This window comes from Pedobacter sp. W3I1 (genome assembly GCF_030816015.1).
Lineage (GTDB): Bacteria > Bacteroidota > Bacteroidia > Sphingobacteriales > Sphingobacteriaceae > Pedobacter.
This window is the reverse complement of sequence record NZ_JAUSXN010000001.1, coordinates 1,748,886-1,766,728: the sequence shown is the minus strand read 5'-3', so window position 1 is coordinate 1,766,728 and position 17,843 is coordinate 1,748,886. Positions and strand designations below refer to the sequence as shown.

Genomic DNA, 17,843 nt, shown 5'->3' with positions numbered 1-17,843 from the left:
CAGCAGTTGTACTCCTATTTTTTTGATTCTTCCGCCACTTGGGATTGACGGCGTCCTTCGGTAAAGACTGTGGTTTATTAAAAGCCAGCTAGCATGATGCCTAAACCATTCTTATAAAAGATGTGTTCACACGATAGGCGCAGGCGGGAATCTTAAAGCACTTGCATTAAGATTATCTGCGATGAGCACTTCGTGGTTCCCAATCGAGTTGGGAATGACGATACTTCGAGATCATTTATCTCCTTTAGAATACCCTGTTATTTATATTGATTTTTATGAACTAAATTCCACCTCAGCGTGACAACCCGAGGAAGAATTGTCAACCGGCCTTAGCACCTCGCTAAGCATTTTTTGCCACGAAACACTAAGGCACGGAAACTAAGCGAGAATGCAGCCAGCACTCACTTCATATTTTTTGGTAATCAAAACCAATGTTTTATCTGCTGTACCCAAATAATAGACCTGATGGAAGTGAAAATCCCTTTTTGGGCATTGGATAGATTGTTTTTACCAAAATTTCCCAAAAAGGATTGTAACAAACAGCAGGACAGAACCCTGACTATGAAATACAGACGCTGCTCTTCAAAAAATCTTCGACTTCACTTAGAAGGAGAAAAAACACATCATCTCCCATAAATTACGCTTCATCCTTTTTCCTAATCCTGAGGATGACGAACATCACTAAAACAGATATTAAGATCATAATCAAATAACTGTAACTGAGGTTTCGTTCATCTTTAGCAGGAATCAGGTTTACGATGCCATAACTTAAAAACGAAACAATCACATAGGTAATCCCTCCTGTTAATCCACCTGCAATGCCTGCATTTTTCGGAAATTTGCTCAGGCAGAAAGTAAAGTAATTATTAAAGGTAAAGCCCGCTCCTACATGGATTAAAAAGGCAAAGAAAATTAACGACCAGATGTTAGAAACAAAATTTAAGCTTATAATCATCAGGACTACAAATGCTACCTGAAACAGCGAGTTGATCATTAACCTTTTAAAGAAGGGCCTGTTAATGGTGGCCTTACCGATAAAGCCTCCAACCATCCACGCAAAGCCTAAAAACAAGGAAGTATAGCCTGCAATAACCGGAGAAAATTTAAAGTGGTGCTCAATAATAAACGGACCGGTCATATTGTAAACCATCACCATACAATAGGCTAAACCCAACATTACAATACCTAGTGTAAAGCTCGTTGTTTTAATCATTTCGATATAAATACCTGTTATCTTTTTCAGTTGAAAATCGGTAAAATGTTTCAAGGTTTCGCCACTGAACAATAACTCCAACACAGCAAAAACAAGTGCAAACCCGGCCAAAAAATAGAAATTAGATTCCCAGCCAAATACCGTTTGAAGATAACCGCCAATAAATGGTGCTACAATTGGTCCTGTAGACCAGATGATGGAAAACAAACTCAGATAATGTTTAAGCTGCTCACCCTCGAAAAGATCGACAAAGTAAGCCCTTTTTGCCACAACAATTGCGCCTACAGTAAGCCCATGAATAATGCGCATTAAATAAATAAGATAAATGTTATGGGTTGTGGCAATAATGATACTTGCAGCAGCGAAGATTAATAGCGAGTACAGACAGATCTTATACCTGCCAAAGCTATCGAGCACACTCCCGATAAAAAGTTGCGAAACACCATAGCTAATTAAAAAGATACTTAATGTAAGTTGAACCTGAACACTGCTTACCTGCATTTCGCCAGCCATTGTTGGCAAAGAGGGGATGTAAATATCGGTAGCAAAACCCGACAAGGGAATTAAGGCAAAGGCTAGTAAAGTAGCCAAGCCCTGGTGACGTTCTTTAATGTATTTTATTTGTGCTGTATTTGCATTCATATTGGTACTGTAATGGTATTTAAATATTCTAATCAAACATATATTTAAGTGCCCTTACCTATATGATTGATTATTAAGAGCAAAATTAGAATTTTCACTCATCCTAAAATTATGCGAATCAAACAAAGGATTATTCAAGCCAAATAATTGCAAATTTTTACTTTAATCTAATAAATACAATCCTTTTCGATGTCATTATGCTATCCAATAGATAGTGAATTGAAAATTATATCCTGCTTTAAACGTTTTTAACCAAACTTTTTATAAGTTTGAAGAAACAAGCAAACAAAAGATGTTCGAAAAGCTATTCAGAAAGAAATCTATTTCCAAGATATTACAAGATGCGGCAAAAGGCTATGGCGACCATGAAAATTACATTACATAAAACACTCGGTGTACGCGATTTAACAGCTTTTGGAATTGCAGCGATTATTGGAGCAGGAATTTTTAGTACGATTGGCAAAGCAAGTGCAGATGGTGGTCCAGCGGTAATCTTTTTGTTTATTTTTACAGCAGTTGCCTGTAGTTTTGCGGCCTTTGCTTACGCAGAGTTTGCTTCAATGGTACCTGTTTCTGGTAGTGCTTACACCTATTCTTATGTGGCCTTTGGCGAACTGGTTGCATGGATTATCGGTTGGTCGCTCATTATGGAATATTCCATCGGTAATATTACGGTAGCCATATCCTGGTCTGATTACTTTACAGGACTACTCTCTACTATCAAAATACCTCCCCTTGGCATAGATGGCATCCATGTACCCGATTGGATGACAATGGATTACCTCAGCGCTTATAACGGGCATAAACACGCGGAAGCGCTTTTGGCCGCCGGCAAAAATCTTGTAGATTTAGATCCGGCTACAGCCTTGGCCAATAATGCATGGCTTACCGCACCACAAATCGGTAGTTTTCACCTCGTTGCAGACATTCCTGCTTTAGGTATTATCATTTTAATAACCTGGTTAATTTACCGCGGAATGAAAGAAAGTCGCAATGCCAGCAACGCTATGGTGGTAGTTAAACTTGCGGTAATTCTTTTGGTATTAGCGGTAGGTATATTTTATGTAGACACCAAAAACTGGGATCCATTTGCTCCGAACGGCGTTTCTGGCGTGCTAAAGGGTGTTTCAGCAGTATTTTTTGCCTATATCGGTTTCGATGCTATTTCTACAACAGCCGAAGAATGTAAAAATCCACAACGCGATTTACCCCGCGGAATGATGTGGGCGATTATTATCTGTACCATCTTGTACGTAGCCATTGCACTGGTTTTAACGGGTATTGTTAAATCTGATACCTTAGCCGTTGGTGATCCGTTAGCATTCGTTTTTGATCAGATTAATTTAAAATTAATGAGTGGCATTATTGCAGTAAGTGCAGTATTTGCCATGGCAAGCGTACTTTTGGTTTTCCAAATGGGTCAGCCACGTATCTGGATGAGCATGAGCAGAGACGGCCTATTACCGAAATCTTTTTCTAAAATTCACCCGAAATATAAAACACCTTCATTTGCAACTATTGTGGTAGGCTTTGTGGTGGCTGTACCATCGTTGTTTATGAATCTTACCATCGTTACCGATCTCTGTTCTATCGGAACACTTTTCGCTTTCGTGCTGGTTTGTGCAGGGGTTTTAGTATTACAAAACAGGCCCGATGTACAACGTGGAAAATTCAAAATACCTTATGTAAATAGTAAGTTTATTGTTCCTGTTGTTTTAATTGCAACCATAATTTTTGCATTCGCAAAATACGGAAAGGAAACCAAAGCATTCTTTTTCAATTCGCCTAAAACAATCCAAACCGTAACTTTTGTCACTTCTCTAAGTGGCGATGAGCTGAAAATAGTGAAGGAGGAGATTGTTAAAAATTCGGCTCCTCAAATTATTTTAGCAGAAAAAGTAGACGCAGAATCTTATCTAAGTTCATTACCTGCTGATCGTTATGAGCAGTTTATTTCAGCCTCAAAAGTACCAGTAGAAAAGAAATATGAAAGCGGCTGGGGTTTATTTAAGCACAAAATCCCCATGTGGATTTTCCTGATCATCTGCGTCATCATTACCTACTATTGCATTACTAAAAACTTATCGCTAATTCCTGTTTTGGGATTGATTAGCTGTTTATATATGATGTGCGAACTTGGCATTTCGAACTGGATCGGTTTTGGTATCTGGCTGGTAATTGGGCTTATGGTTTATTTTGCTTATGGTTACAGACATAGTAAACTGGCAAATCCAGAGATTTAAATTAAAATGAAATACAATCCTTTAATACATCATCGGAGATCGATTAGGTTAAAGGGCTATGATTATTCAAAAGCAGGAGCTTATTTCATCACGATCTGCTGTGAAAATAGAATCCATAGATTTGGAAAAGTTTCAGGCAATGAAATGATCCTGAATAAATCTGGAACTATCGCTTACAATGAATGGATTAATTTAGCTGATAGATTTTCAAATTTCGAGCTTGATGTTTTTCAGATCATGCCGAATCATATGCATGGCATAATTGTATTATCAGATATTTCTTCTCCTGTCGGGGCGACCCTTGCGGTCGCCCCGACAATTGCTGACATCGTCGGAGCTTACAAATCAATTGTTTCGAATGCATGTCTAAATCTTTACAAATCGCATGACAAAACGATGGGCAAGCTCTGGCAAAGGAACTATTATGAGCACATTATCCGCGATGAAAGAGCGTATCAAAATATTTCAAATTACATCATAAATAATCCCAGCAAATGGAATGAGGACAAATTCCATTTATAAAAAAATCCCCTTTTCTTTTCAGAAAGAGGACTCTTTTTTATTTCTTCTTTATAAAAGCCAGCGCAGTAATCATCACCAGCCCTAATCCGGATGCAATCATATAATTATTGGCATGATCAAGATGGTATAGTTTAGCTATAGGTCCGGCTATAAACAAACTCATAGCCAATATTAAAATCGCAGTTCTCATGAGTTAAACCGGCAACCTGTTTAATTCAATATCATCTGGTGTAACGAAAATTAATGGAACTTTCTCTACATCAACATAACTGCTGTCTAAACCAAAACTCCGCTCTTCTGATAAACTTAATTTTTTAAGGATAAAGTAGTAATCCATAATCTGTCTCTCATAAAAACTCAGTTTAGTAAACTTAGATAAATGTTTTTCTAAAAGAACAAACCTGAAATCGCCTGCAATTTTATGTTTGTTTAACGAGGTATACTGGCTGGTAATATCGATCTCTCCGTTTTTCACTAACTCTTCAACCACTTTACGGTACAATAAATTCACCCGTTGCTCAATCCTGAAGCCTAATCTAAAATCAATTCTGATTAACTTGCCGGGGATTAGGAATTCGACCTTATAATCTAAGGTATAAGGCTCGTCCATTACATCAACATGCACCAACCAGTACACATCAGCACGTTTTGGTTCCTTTTGTATAATAGAATAGATGATCTTCGATTCGATCTCAGTTTTAAAGTTGGCACTCGTTAAATAAACCAGTTGAGAGGAGTATTTTGGAACGGATTCATCGCTGCTTAATTCAGTTAAAATCTCATAATAATCTTCTATTTCGACATATTTAACAAAGCGGTTTTTGATTTTACGGGCTACAAACCAACTCCACATTACCGTAAATAATAAAGAACCGATTAATACCGTTACCCAACCACCATGTAGGAATTTGGTTAAATTACTGATCAAAAATGTACCCTCAATAATTACATAAGTAAAAAAGAATATCGCAACTAAATATTTCGGGAAACGTTTGCTTCTCAAATAAAAACTCACCAAAATGGTGGTCATTAACATGGCTATCGTGATCGATAAACCATAGGCCGCATCCATTTTCTCAGCTTTTTGGAACAACAGTACAATACCGCAGCAACCAATCCACAACATCCAGTTAATCGAAGGAACGTATAACTGGCCTTTAGAAACTGATGGGTAAACAATTTTAATTTTAGGCCAAAGGTTTAAACGTACTGCCTCAGCAATTAAGGTAAAAGAGCCACTAATTAAAGCCTGACTGGCAATTACTGCCGCCATTGTAGCCAGTATTACCATTGGAATTTGAAACTGATCAGGAACGATCTGGAAAAATGGATTCATTTTTGCCCCAGGAATGTAACTCCCGCTGTTCTGCAAAATCCAAACGCCTTGTCCTAGATAGTTTAGAATAAGGGTTAACTTTACAAAAACCCAACTGATTCTAATGTTATTTCTACCACAGTGGCCCAAGTCAGAATATAAAGCCTCTGCCCCTGTTGTACATAAAAACACACCGCCAAGAATTAAAAATGCCAATTTATTGGTAACCAATAAATGAATGGCATAGTAAGGGTTAAATGCCTTTAAAATACTGAAATCTTTAATAATAAAAGATACACCTAAAACCCCCAAAACAGCAAACCAAACAAACATTACCGGGCCAAATAGCTTCCCTACCAGGTTGGTTCCGAACTGCTGGATAATAAACAGAACTGTTAAAATGCCTAATACAATTGGAATAACCGGCACCTCAAACTTATTGGTAAGCCCTTCAATTGCCGATGTTACGGTAATACTGGGAGTGATAATACCATCTGCAAGTAATGCACAGCCACCTACAACGGCTGGAACCACTAGCCACTTAGCCTTTTTGCGCACCAGTGAGAATAAAGAGAAAATCCCCCCCTCGCCCTTATTATCGGCTCTTAGGGTAATAATAACATACTTAATGGTGGTTTGTAAGGTTAGTGTCCAAATGATACAGGATAAAACGCCTAGAACATTGGTTGGATTGATATCTTGCTTACCCCCTAAAATGGTTGTAAAAATTGCATTTAAGGTATATAGAGGTGATGTACCAATGTCACCGAACACAATTCCTAAACTAATTAGAACACCGCCGGCGGTTAACGCGTTGACATTTTTATGATTTGACACTTCGTTGATTATTTAGTGCGGCAAAAGTAAACTAACTATAACAATTTAACAACCAAATTATTGTGTATTTTTAACACTATGAAAATTAAATTTTATTGTTAAATTGTGTTAAATTATGGGTTTTAAACAAAATGTTTAATTTCTTTGTTTTAAATTAATACATTTGCTATACCAATTTGATGAAACTCTACACTAAGATAACGTTACTCACAAAACTTGCATGCACATTGTGCATTGTTTTGCTATGCAGCGTAAATTCTTGGTCGCAACAAACTGATAGCATTCACATTAGTTTAAAAAACAGAACCAAAAAAGTAAGCCGAATTCCTGAAATTAAAGCGAATATCACTCCATATAAACCGCTTTATATGGCAGTAGGTGGTTCCGGAATGTTCAATACTTATTCTACAACTCCTAAAAATGCAACAGTTGTAGCGAAAGACAAATTGTTAAGCATCGTAAAAATATACCCTAATCCAGTAGAAGATCAGTTAAATATTATTTTATCTATAGGAAAAGATGGTACCCAAACTACAATCAAAATCATCGATTTATTGGGAAATGAAGTGGCAACACTTTCAAACGAACGTTTAAATGCCGGTGAGCAGACCAAAAGCTTCATCATCCCTAACAGAATTAACCCAGGCATTTACTTTTTAAGGGTTATTGCCGGTTCAGAAAGCCAGGTAAAACGGATATCAGTTTTATAACACCATTTTCTTTTCTATTTTTGATTGATGTGGATTTAATTCCCGTCTATTTTATCATATTTCATATTCTTAAGAATGAAGATCATCGCCATTGGCCGAAATTATGCCGAACATGCAAAAGAACTGAACAATCCGGTTCCAACCACACCAGTAATTTTCCTGAAACCAGATACAGCCGTTTTAAAAGACAATAAACCTTTTTATCTACCCGATTTTTCTGATGATGTTCACTACGAACTCGAAGTGGTATTAAAAATCTGCAAGGAAGGAAAACACATTGCCGAAAAGTTTGCCGCTAATTATTATAATGAAGTAGGATTAGGGATCGATTTCACTGCACGCGATATTCAGAGCAAACATAAAGAGAAGGGATTACCCTGGGAGCTGGCCAAAGCTTTTGATAACTCAGCACCAATCAGTATTTTTTTGCCTAAAAGTGATTATGAAGATCTTTACAATTTAAAATTTGAGTTAAAGATCAACGGTGAGAGTCGTCAGATTGGCCATACTAAAGATTTGTTATTCTCGTTCGAGAAGATAATCAGCTTTGTTTCTCAATATATTACTTTAAAAAAAGGTGATTTAATTTTTACCGGAACCCCACAGGGCGTCGGAAAAATAAATAAAGACGATAAATTAGAAGCCTGGTTAGAAGGAAAGCAACTTTTAAATTTTGATGTAAAGTAACGAATGATTAAAAACCCGATCCAATACAAGTTAAAGTTTTCCATTTCAATTTGCCTTTTATTTGCATCAACCCTTGTTCAGGCACAACAGATTTTCAGTACGAATAAATACCCGATTACAGATTTCAGACAACCTTTAGACATTAGCCCTCCTGCCCTTGCAGGTTCTTTTGGAGAAATCAGAGGCAATCACTTTCACTCTGGAATTGATTTCAGGACCAACCAGCGCGAAGGTTATCCTGTTTATGCTGTTGCAGATGGGTATATTTCGAGGTTAAGGGTTCAGAACAGTGGTTTTGGACAGGCACTATACATCAATCACCCTAATGGTTTTACCACAGTTTACGGCCACCTACAGCGTTTCGCTCCAAAAATTGCCACAAATATTAAAAATCTTGAATATGAAAAAAAATCGTTTGAGATTGATGAATTTCCTGATGCCACATTAATTCCGGTACATAAAGGCGAGATCATTGCCTGGTCTGGTAACCGTGGTAGCTCAGGCGGCCCGCATTTGCATTTCGAAATCAGAGATACCAAAACTGAAGAAACCATAAATCCGCAGTTTTTCGGGATCGTCATCCCCGATAATATTCCACCCGCTATTCATGGATTGTACGTGTATCGCTTAAATGGCAAAACCTTTAACGAAAATACACCAAAACAGGCCATTGGCATTAGTGGAGCAAATGGCAGTTATAAAACCACTGCATCCATTAGCTTAACCGGTGAGGTTGGTTTCGGGATCGTGGTAACCGATCGGCATAATGGTTTATCGGGCACCAATGGTGTATACTCCATTCAGCTAGAGGTAGATGGCAAGAAAGTATACACTTCTGCCCTGGAGCGTTTTGCTTTCGAAGATAGTAAGGCCATTAATTCGCATATCGATTATCCTACCTACTTAAATACCAAAAGAAGTATCCAAAAAAGTTTTGTTGAACCTGGTAACCCTTTAAAAATTTATAGCGGTTTAGTCAATAGCGGAAGAATTAATTTTAACGATGGCGCCACACACCAGCTTCGGTATATCATTACCGATTCGAAAGGAAATTCATCTGTTTTGCCTTTCACCGTAAATGCGGGGTTAGCGCCGGTAGCAAAAGCAAGTGTTCCTGCTGGCATAATTTATCCATATAATAAGGTGAATGAATTTAATACCGACGACATTAAAGTCGTTTTTCCACAGGGAACATTGTACAGCGATTTAAACTTCACTTATAAAAAACTGCCTAAACCAACTGGTAATGCATGGTCGGCTGTACATCAGATTCACAATAAGTATACGCCATTGCACATCGGTTTCGATATCTCAATCAAGGCTGATAATCTTCCGGAGAACTTAAGAAGCAAAGCTTTGATTGTAAACTCAAATGGTTCATCCCAAGGCGGGTTTTTCGATAATGGATATATTAAGGCTACGCCAAAAAACTTTGGCAGCTTTTATATCGCTATAGATACCATTGCACCGAGAATAGTACCCGTAAATATTGCTGAAGGGAAAAACATGGCAGGTTTATCTAAAATATTTTTCAAAATCAGCGACAATCTTTCCGGAATAAAAAGTTTTAATGGTTATATCGATGGAAAGTGGGCACTGATGGAATTCGATACCAAAACAGCGACCTTATGGCACAGTTTCGACGAAAGAACAACTTCCGGAAAACATAAACTGGAACTGGTTGTGATCGACATGAAAGAGAATACCAGAAAATATACGTTAACATTTTTTAAATAGCAATAGGATGTTTAGGATGATGGGATTTCAAGATCATATTGACCTCCGCTTTTCATTACATAAACGAAGAAATGTCATCTTTTAACATATATCCAACAGTATAATAGGTTAAACTGTTTAAATTGCAGGCATGATTAAACATTCTATCATTCAAAATTCAATCATTTAATTACACTCCATCATTAAAGCATTCAAAATTCAATCATTATAAATATGGCAGAGTTAAAAGAAGGTGATCAGGCACCGGCAATCACATCAAAAGATCAAAACGGCATTGAAGTTTCACTAAGCGATTATAAAGGCAAAACAGTTGTGCTTTATTTTTATCCAAAAGACGATACTCCTGGTTGTACCGCCGAAGCTTGCGATTTCAGAGATAACTACCAAGGTTTACAGGCCAAAGGCATTGTAGTTTTAGGCGTTAGTGTTGACGATGAAAAATCGCACCAGAAATTTGTAACCAAACATAATTTACCATTTACCTTACTGGCCGATACTGATCAGAAAATTGTAAATGACTATGGTGTATGGGCAGAAAAAAACATGTATGGCAAAAAATACATGGGCACGGTTCGCACCACTTTTATTATAGATGGCGATGGAAAAATTACCCATATCATCAAAAAAGTTGACACAAAAAACTCAACAGAACAAGTACTCAATTTAATCAATAACTAATTATGATATAGCGGGTAAAATATTACCTTTGCTATGTAACAACAACCTCTTATTTTAATGAAACATACAATTAAAGAGCTAGAAGATATTGCCTCTCAAATCAGAAGAGATATCGTAAGAATGGTTCACGGATGTCAATCTGGTCACCCAGGCGCTTCGCTTGGATGTACAGATTTTTTTACCGCTTTATATTTTGAAGTTTTGAACCACAAAACAGATTTCACTATGGAAGGCGCAGGCGAAGATTTATTCTTTCTTTCGAACGGACATATTTCTCCGGTTTGGTACAGCACATTGGCTCATGCTGGTTATTTCGACAAAAGCGAACTGGCAACTTTCCGTAAACTAAATTCCAGATTACAAGGTCACCCAACTACACATGAGCATTTACCAGGTATCCGTATTGCTTCAGGCTCGTTAGGCCAGGGCTTATCAGTTGCCATTGGTGCGGCATTGGCTAAGAAGTTAAATGGCGATAAATCTTACATTTTTGCCTTATTAGGTGATGGAGAATTACAGGAAGGACAAAATTGGGAAGCAGCAATGTTCGCACCTTTCAATAAAGTAGATCATTTAATTGCATCAGTTGATTATAACGGACAGCAAATTGATGGCCCTACAAGTAAAGTTCTTGCCTTAGATGATTTACAAGCTAAATTCGAAGCTTTTGGCTGGCATGTAATCAATACTGATGGTAACGATATGCAAGCCATTGTTGAAGGTTTACATTATGCTAAAACACTAACCGGAAAAGGTAAACCAATCTTAAATTTAATGAGTACTCAAATGGGTGCTGGCGTAGATTATATGATGGGTTCTCACAAATGGCACGGTACAGCGCCTAATGATGAGCAGTTAGCTTTAGCTTTAGCACAATTACCAGAAACTTTAGGGGACTATTAAACTAGATTTGAGACAATAGATATGAGATTTGAGACTAATTGTCGCCTGATCTCACATCTAAAATCTCACATCTCATATCTAAAAAACAATGAAAACCTGCGAAGCAAGCTTGAACGCAGCTAATTAAAAAATATAAAAACGTGAAAAAATATACATATACAGAAAAAAAAGATACACGTTCGGGTTTTGGAGCTGGCTTACATGAGGCCGGAAAGAAAAACGAAAATGTGGTTGCCTTATGTGCCGATTTAGTTGGATCGCTTAAAATGGATGCTTTCATTAAAGATTTTCCGGAGCGTTTTACACAGGTTGGCATTGCAGAAGCAAACATGATCGGTATCGCAGCAGGCATGACCATTGGCGGTAAAATCCCTTTTACAGGTACTTTTGCCAACTTTTCTACGGGCCGTGTTTACGATCAGATCCGTCAATCGGTAGCTTATTCAAACAAAAACGTTAAAATCTGTGCATCTCATGCTGGTTTAACCTTAGGCGAAGATGGTGCAACACACCAGATTTTAGAAGATATTGGCTTAATGAAAATGTTGCCAGGCATGGTGGTGATTAATCCTTGTGATTACAACCAGACTAAAGCCGCAACAATGGCCATTGCAGAATATGAAGGCCCTGTTTATTTACGTTTTGGTCGTCCGGTAATCCCTGTTTTTACAGATCCGGATCAAAAATTTGAGATCGGTAAAGCTTGGATGGTTAACGAAGGAACAGATGTTACCATTATTGCAACCGGCCACATGGTTTGGAAAGCAATCGAAGCTGGTGAAAAATTAGCTGAATTGGGTATCGATGCCGAAATTATCAATATACACACCATCAAACCTTTAGATGACGAAGCCATCTTAAAATCAGTTAAAAAAACTGGTTGTGTGGTTACCTGCGAAGAGCATAATAAATTTGGTGGCTTAGGCGAAAGTGTAGCCCGTTTGTTAACGACCGAATTGCCAACACCACAAGAGTTTGTGGCCACTAACGATACTTTTGGCGAAAGCGGAACACCAGATCAATTAATGTCTAAATATGGCTTAGATGCTGTAAACATTGTAGAAGCTGTTCAAAAAGTAATTGGCAGAAAAAAATAGATTTGAGATATTCGATATGAGGTTTGAGACATAAAATCAAATCTCATATCACAATTCTCACTTCTCAAATCTATACATAATGAAACAAGTTGAAGATTCAGAAATTCTTGCCATGTTTGCTGTCGAGCGCACGCGTAATGAAGCCTTTAACCTGTTGTTAAAAAAATATCAGCAAAAAATATATTGGCACATTCGCAGACTGGTTTTAAACCATGATGATTGTGATGACCTTTTGCAGGAAGTATTTGTTAAAGTTTGGAAAAACCTTGATAAATTTAGAAGCGATTCTCAGCTCTACACCTGGATTTACCGTATTGCCACCAACGAATCTATCACTTTCTTAAATAAGCAAAAGCAGCGTAACAATACGCCTTTAGACGAAGTATCATCAGAACTCGCCGATAATTTAGTGGCATCATCTTATTTTAACGGCGATAAACTGGAGCTTAAACTGCAGAAAGCAATCCTCACCTTACCCGAAAAACAACGGATTATCTTTAACATGAAGTATTTTGATGATATGAAATATGAAGAGATTTCGGAAGTTTTAGGAACCTCTGTAGGCGCTTTAAAAGCATCATTTCACATCGCAGCAAAAAAAATTGAAGCTTTTATTACAAATGATGAAATAGACTATTAAACCTTTTCACTTTAATTGTATCATATATCTGTGATGAACGAAAATATAGAAAATAACGATTGGATGAACGAAGCTCCTGCACTTGCGGCAATGGGGAAACGCAATCCATTCGCCGTTCCTGATGGATATTTCGAAAATGGTGATGAGGCTATTTTTTCTGCTATCTTTTTAGATGGGTTGAAGCAGAAAACCAGTGACAATAATTTTGAAGTTCCGCAGAATTATTTTGAAGATTTAACGGAACGAATACAAACCCGAATTGCCTTGTCTGAGCTGCCTAAAGCAGAACAGTCCTTTACAGTACCCGAAAATTATTTCGATACATTACAGAGTAGAATTGCCAATAGAATTGCAGCATCGGAACCTAGAAAGGAAGCTAAAGTTATTCCTTTATGGAGACGCAACATTGTTAAATATGCAAGTGCAGCCTGCTTCTTATTAATAGCTTCGTTTGGGGTTTATTTTTACCAGAACGGCTCAACAACTACGGTTCAGCAGGCACAATCAGCAGAAGCAATAAACGAACAGCTATTGTATGATATTGACGAAAGTACTATCATCGATCATTTAGAAGCGCAAAACACAACATCTAATACAAAAACTACTTCTGCGTCAGATACAGAAATGGAAAACTACATCCTGAGTAATTTCTCATCAAATGATTTATCTCAGGAATTAAATAATTAATGAAAATGAAAAATTTACTTTTTGTTGCTTTAATGTTTTTATTACCCACTACCCTATTGGCACAAAAACCAAAGGGAGAAGAAATAGAATCACTTAAAATAGCTTTTTTCACTCAAAAACTGGACTTATCACCAGAAGAGGCTAAGATTTTCTGGCCGATTTATAACGATATGCAAGCAGAACAAACTGCTTTGCGCAAAGAACGCATGCAGAAAATGATTTCTTTCAGAAAAACGACTGAAATAGATAATCTAACCGATGCACAGGTACAAAGTTTAATTACCAGCGAATTCGACTTCAAGCAAAAAGATCTTAATCTTGATAAAAAATATTACAACAAACTTAAAGCGGTATTGCCGATAAAAATTGTTGGAAAGTTTTACCGGGCCCAAGAAGGTTTTAAAAGAGAGTTACTCAATAGATTTAAAGGTGGCCACAAACAATAAAGAAAAGACTTACAGCAATGTAGGTCTTTTTTGTTTTAAAGCGCTCTATCATTTCCGTACTTTTGTGCTATGCTTACCCAACGTCAGTTGTTTTTACAACACAATGCACAAACTTCTCCTGAGCCACTTATGCTCGAATTTGTAAGGGCAAAAGGAATTTACATTTACGATGCCCAAAACAAAAAACACATTGATCTTATTGCCGGTATCGGTGTAAGTAATGTGGGCCATTGTCATCCGGCTGTGGTTAAGGCTATCCAAGAGCAGGCAGAAACTTATATGCACCTGATGGTTTATGGCGAATATGTGCAAACACCTCAGGTAAATTTTGCCAAAGCCCTTGCCGATATTTTACCCGAAAGTTTAAGCTGTACCTACTTTTTAAACTCAGGGACTGAAGCTGTAGAAGGTGCCATGAAACTGGCCAAACGTTATACAGGCAGAAAAGGATTTATTGCCTGTAAAAACGCTTATCACGGCAGTACACAAGGAGCTGAAAGTTTAATGGAAAGCGATTTCTATTCCTCAGGATATGGGCCATTTTTGCCACACGTAAGTTTTATTGAGCATAATAACGTTCCTGATCTCGAAAAAATCACTACAGAAATTGCTGCTGTTTTTATTGAGCCCATACAAGGTGAAGCCGGAATAAGGGTTGCCAATTTAAACTATATGCAAGCTTTGCGAGCAAAATGCACAGAAACAGGAACTTTATTAATTTTCGACGAAATACAATCCGGCTTTGGCCGCAGCGGTAAAATGTTTGCTTTCGAGCATTACAATGTTGTACCTGATGTGCTACTCCTGGCGAAAGGAATTGGCGGTGGAATGCCAATTGGGGCTTTTATCAGTTCATTGGAAATTATGTCGGTATTATCGCATACGCCAATTTTGGGTCACATGACTACTTTTGGTGGTCATCCGGTTTGTTGTGCTGCCGGGTTGGCTACTTTACGTACCTTGGTTGATGATCACATTGTGGATGAAGTAGAAGAAAAAGGGCAATTGTTTAAACAGCTCCTTCAACATCCTGCCATTAAAGAAATTAGGGGAAAAGGATTGATGCTTGCTCTCGAGTTTGAGAATTTCGAGATCAATAAAAAAATCATAGATGCCTGTATCTTAGACGGTGTATTGTCAGACTGGTTTTTACACTGCAGCAATTCTATGCGCATTGCCCCTCCTTTAATTATTACCAAAGAAGAAATTGAAGAAGCTTGCACAATCATTCTTAAAAATGTAAATTCAGTTTTCGGTTCGCAGTAAGCAGTTTTCGGTTTATAAACAATTGAACAATAAAACAATTTAGCAATATAAAATGAACGTACTCATAGTTGAAGATGAAAAAAGCCTGGCGCTTGAAATGGATGAATTCTTGAGCAAAGAAGGATTTATTGTAGAGCACGCCTGGAAAAAATCTTCTGCAGAAGAAAAGATATTTGTAAACAATTACGATTTCATTTTATTAGATCTGGGCTTACCCGATGGCGATGGTTTCGATATTTTGAAAGAGTTGAAATCTATGAAAGACCGGGATGACGCCGTAATCATTTTAACAGCCCGTAGTGCTGTCGACGACCGGATTAAAGGTCTTGATGAAGGTGCAGACGATTATTTGCCAAAACCATTTTCGCTAAACGAACTTTTAGCGCGTATGCACGCCATTACCCGTAGAAAACATAAGTTAGAAAAAAACGAGGTAAACATTCACAACTTCTTGCTCAATATCCAGAACAGAACTGTTTCTTTTGGTGATGAAAGATTAAATCTTACCAAAAAGGAATTCGAAATATTTAACTATTTGGTGCTGAACAAAAACCGTGTGGTATCGAGAATGAGTTTAACTGAGCACGTTTGGGGCGATATTTTAGAAGTAAATTCTGATTCCAACTTTGTTGATGTTCATGTTAAAAACCTGCGAAAAAAACTTGCAGCGGTTAACCCCACCGATTGGTTTGAAACCGTAAGGAGTATTGGCTATAGGATTAATTGCTAGAGTCGGGAAGTCAGAAGTCCGAGGTCAGAAGTTAAGCGCCAATCTACCAATGAACCAATGAACGATTAAACAAAATGAAGTTACAGGTTAAGTTTTCTTTATACAATGCAGTAACCAAAATCGCCATCATATTGGTGTTGGGTGCTATCATTTTATTCTCACTAGACAGACTTGCCTACAACCAGCTTGATAACCGTTTAATCAAAAAGAAGAACAAAATCATCGAAAATTTAAATGATGATGAGATCGACAGCCTTTTAAATAAAGAACAATCATTTACCGACTACAATATATTAAAGGAAGAATTTATTGTATTAACGGATATACCCGATAATCAAAAAGATTCTACGGCGAAGGTATTTACCGAGAAAAGAGAGATTGAGGGGGATATTGAAGTATATCGCATCTTAAACTATAAATTCTCTTATCATACAAATTGGTACAACCTGGAGATTGGAGAAACGATGACAGCACTCCAATCGATTAAAAATTCAATCCGTTTCTATATGCTGATTGTACTCGTTGCGGCACTGCTCATTACCCTTGTAGCTGATTATACCTTCTCTAATTTCTTACTCAAGCCCTTTTATCGCATTATCGATAAAAAAATCAACCTGGTTGATGATCCTTCCCATTACAATTACCAGAATATACCCACCAGTACCAGTGATTTTAAAATCCTGGATAACAGCATAAATTCTCTAATGCGTAAAATAAATACGCTTTTCGCTTTAGAAAAGCAGTTTATTGCCAACGTTTCGCATGAGTTACTTACCCCGATTTCAATTTTAAGTACACGTTTCGAAAATATGCTCAACACACCAGATATTCCTGTAGAGCACGAAAATAAGATATACGCATCACTAAAAACCCTGAACCGGTTAAAGGTGATTATCAACAGTTTGTTACTCATTTCGAAGGTTGAGAACAATCAGTACCTAAAAACAGAAGAAATTAGCCTTAAACGCGAAATAGATGATATATATGAAGATCTGGAAGATCGAATAGCGGATAAAAACATCAGTTATAGCGCACATCTTTCAAAGGATTTTCATTTCACCGGAAATAAAGCACTGATCCATACCCTTTTAATCAACATCATCAATAATGCAATAAAGTACAATGTTGTGGGCGGTTCCATTGCCATAACCGATAAAACCGAAGCGGAAAAATATGTCCTTACCATCAGCGATACCGGATCAGGCATGAGTGCGGCACTGGTAGAAAATGCATTCGATCGTTTTAAAAGGGGAAATACCGAAGAAAATGGCTTTGGTTTGGGGTTGGCCATTGTGCAAAGTATTGCCCGATTCCATAAAATAGATGTTGATATTAAATCTGAAGAACACAAAGGAACCAGTATTTTCTTATTCTTTTCAAAATGAGATTCCGCTGATAACGCTATCAACAAGACCCTGATCCATGTGAAGATCGGGAAAGGGTGACGTTTTTTTTGGCAGGGGCTTTGCTTAATAATAAAAAACCAACCC

16 protein-coding genes and 1 pseudogene are annotated in these 17,843 nt (G+C 37.4%); 14 read left to right on the top strand and 3 right to left on the bottom strand.

Annotated features, from left to right (window positions below; translation table 11 throughout):
- Positions 1–637: 637 nt before the first annotated feature.
- Complete coding sequence (locus tag QF042_RS07605; protein ID WP_307533262.1) at positions 638–1,855, bottom strand: MFS transporter; 1,218 nt, start codon at positions 1,853–1,855, stop codon at positions 638–640.
- A 292-nt stretch (positions 1,856–2,147) separates the two neighbouring features.
- Between QF042_RS07605 and QF042_RS07600 the strand changes: the two are divergent.
- Together QF042_RS07600 and QF042_RS07595 are read left to right on the top strand one after the other, a co-directional pair.
- A pseudogene (locus QF042_RS07600) lies at positions 2,148–4,098 on the top strand (amino acid permease).
- A 6-nt stretch (positions 4,099–4,104) separates the two neighbouring features.
- Positions 4,105–4,620 (top strand): transposase, encoded by a 516-nt coding sequence (locus QF042_RS07595; RefSeq protein WP_307526882.1) that lies wholly within the window; start codon positions 4,105–4,107, stop codon positions 4,618–4,620.
- A gap of 37 nt (positions 4,621–4,657) precedes the next feature.
- Here the strand turns inward: QF042_RS07595 and QF042_RS07590 are convergent, their stop codons facing one another.
- Both QF042_RS07590 and QF042_RS07585 read right to left on the bottom strand, forming a co-directional pair.
- A complete protein-coding gene (locus QF042_RS07590) occupies positions 4,658–4,810 on the bottom strand; it encodes a hypothetical protein (protein WP_307526880.1) in 153 nt (50 codons plus the stop codon).
- Positions 4,811–4,813: 3 nt separating this feature from the next.
- Positions 4,814–6,772 (bottom strand): KUP/HAK/KT family potassium transporter, encoded by a 1,959-nt coding sequence (locus QF042_RS07585; RefSeq protein ID WP_307526878.1) that lies wholly within the window; start codon positions 6,770–6,772, stop codon positions 4,814–4,816.
- Positions 6,773–7,140: 368 nt separating this feature from the next.
- Between QF042_RS07585 and QF042_RS07580 the strand changes: the two genes are divergently transcribed.
- The 12 genes from QF042_RS07580 to QF042_RS07525 all read left to right on the top strand — a co-directional run bounded on the left by QF042_RS07580 (position 7,141) and on the right by QF042_RS07525 (position 17,738).
- The gene (locus tag QF042_RS07580; RefSeq protein WP_307526876.1) at positions 7,141–7,482 is read left to right on the top strand and encodes a T9SS type A sorting domain-containing protein; all 342 of its coding nucleotides are present in this window, start codon (positions 7,141–7,143) and stop codon (positions 7,480–7,482) included.
- 75 nt (positions 7,483–7,557) lie between these two features.
- Complete coding sequence (locus QF042_RS07575; RefSeq protein ID WP_307526875.1) at positions 7,558–8,169, top strand: fumarylacetoacetate hydrolase family protein; 612 nt, start codon at positions 7,558–7,560, stop codon at positions 8,167–8,169.
- Positions 8,170–8,172: 3 nt separating this feature from the next.
- Positions 8,173–9,906: a M23 family metallopeptidase gene (locus QF042_RS07570; protein ID WP_307526873.1), complete on the top strand. Its 1,734-nt coding sequence runs from the start codon at positions 8,173–8,175 to the stop codon at positions 9,904–9,906.
- A gap of 213 nt (positions 9,907–10,119) precedes the next feature.
- Positions 10,120–10,584: a thioredoxin-dependent thiol peroxidase gene (bcp, locus tag QF042_RS07565; RefSeq protein WP_307526871.1), complete on the top strand. Its 465-nt coding sequence runs from the start codon at positions 10,120–10,122 to the stop codon at positions 10,582–10,584.
- A gap of 57 nt (positions 10,585–10,641) precedes the next feature.
- A complete protein-coding gene (locus tag QF042_RS07560; protein ID WP_131530458.1) occupies positions 10,642–11,487 on the top strand; it encodes a transketolase in 846 nt (281 codons plus the stop codon).
- Between the two features lie 140 nt (positions 11,488–11,627).
- Positions 11,628–12,584, top strand: a complete 957-nt coding sequence (locus QF042_RS07555; protein WP_029274068.1) for a transketolase family protein — start codon at positions 11,628–11,630, stop codon at positions 12,582–12,584.
- A 79-nt stretch (positions 12,585–12,663) separates the two neighbouring features.
- Positions 12,664–13,224: an RNA polymerase sigma factor gene (locus QF042_RS07550; protein ID WP_025145705.1), complete on the top strand. Its 561-nt coding sequence runs from the start codon at positions 12,664–12,666 to the stop codon at positions 13,222–13,224.
- A gap of 33 nt (positions 13,225–13,257) precedes the next feature.
- Positions 13,258–13,911: a hypothetical protein gene (locus tag QF042_RS07545; RefSeq protein WP_307526861.1), complete on the top strand. Its 654-nt coding sequence runs from the start codon at positions 13,258–13,260 to the stop codon at positions 13,909–13,911.
- A gap of 5 nt (positions 13,912–13,916) precedes the next feature.
- The gene (locus tag QF042_RS07540; protein WP_307526859.1) at positions 13,917–14,357 is read left to right on the top strand and encodes a hypothetical protein; all 441 of its coding nucleotides are present in this window, start codon (positions 13,917–13,919) and stop codon (positions 14,355–14,357) included.
- Positions 14,358–14,426: 69 nt separating this feature from the next.
- Positions 14,427–15,623, top strand: coding sequence for an aspartate aminotransferase family protein (locus tag QF042_RS07535; protein WP_307526858.1), 1,197 nt, complete (start codon positions 14,427–14,429; stop codon positions 15,621–15,623).
- 52 nt (positions 15,624–15,675) lie between these two features.
- Positions 15,676–16,353 carry a response regulator transcription factor gene (locus QF042_RS07530; RefSeq protein WP_307526856.1) on the top strand — a complete coding sequence of 226 codons (678 nt, stop codon included), beginning with the start codon at positions 15,676–15,678 and terminating at the stop codon, positions 16,351–16,353.
- A gap of 74 nt (positions 16,354–16,427) precedes the next feature.
- Positions 16,428–17,738, top strand: coding sequence for a HAMP domain-containing sensor histidine kinase (locus QF042_RS07525; protein WP_307526854.1), 1,311 nt, complete (start codon positions 16,428–16,430; stop codon positions 17,736–17,738).
- Positions 17,739–17,843: the final 105 nt, after the last annotated feature.

Coding starts and splice junctions, on each gene's coding strand:
- QF042_RS07605 (WP_307533262.1), bottom strand. CDS start 1,855: ATGAATGCAAATACAGCACAAATAAAATACATTAAAGAACGTCACCAG.
- QF042_RS07595 (WP_307526882.1), top strand. CDS start 4,105: ATGAAATACAATCCTTTAATACATCATCGGAGATCGATTAGGTTAAAG.
- QF042_RS07590 (WP_307526880.1), bottom strand. CDS start 4,810: ATGAGAACTGCGATTTTAATATTGGCTATGAGTTTGTTTATAGCCGGA.
- QF042_RS07580 (WP_307526876.1), top strand. CDS start 7,141: ATGGCAGTAGGTGGTTCCGGAATGTTCAATACTTATTCTACAACTCCT.
- QF042_RS07575 (WP_307526875.1), top strand. CDS start 7,558: ATGAAGATCATCGCCATTGGCCGAAATTATGCCGAACATGCAAAAGAA.
- QF042_RS07570 (WP_307526873.1), top strand. CDS start 8,173: ATGATTAAAAACCCGATCCAATACAAGTTAAAGTTTTCCATTTCAATT.
- bcp (WP_307526871.1), top strand. CDS start 10,120: ATGGCAGAGTTAAAAGAAGGTGATCAGGCACCGGCAATCACATCAAAA.
- QF042_RS07560 (WP_131530458.1), top strand. CDS start 10,642: ATGAAACATACAATTAAAGAGCTAGAAGATATTGCCTCTCAAATCAGA.
- QF042_RS07550 (WP_025145705.1), top strand. CDS start 12,664: ATGAAACAAGTTGAAGATTCAGAAATTCTTGCCATGTTTGCTGTCGAG.
- QF042_RS07545 (WP_307526861.1), top strand. CDS start 13,258: ATGAACGAAAATATAGAAAATAACGATTGGATGAACGAAGCTCCTGCA.
- QF042_RS07540 (WP_307526859.1), top strand. CDS start 13,917: ATGAAAAATTTACTTTTTGTTGCTTTAATGTTTTTATTACCCACTACC.
- QF042_RS07535 (WP_307526858.1), top strand. CDS start 14,427: ATGCTTACCCAACGTCAGTTGTTTTTACAACACAATGCACAAACTTCT.
- QF042_RS07530 (WP_307526856.1), top strand. CDS start 15,676: ATGAACGTACTCATAGTTGAAGATGAAAAAAGCCTGGCGCTTGAAATG.
- QF042_RS07525 (WP_307526854.1), top strand. CDS start 16,428: ATGAAGTTACAGGTTAAGTTTTCTTTATACAATGCAGTAACCAAAATC.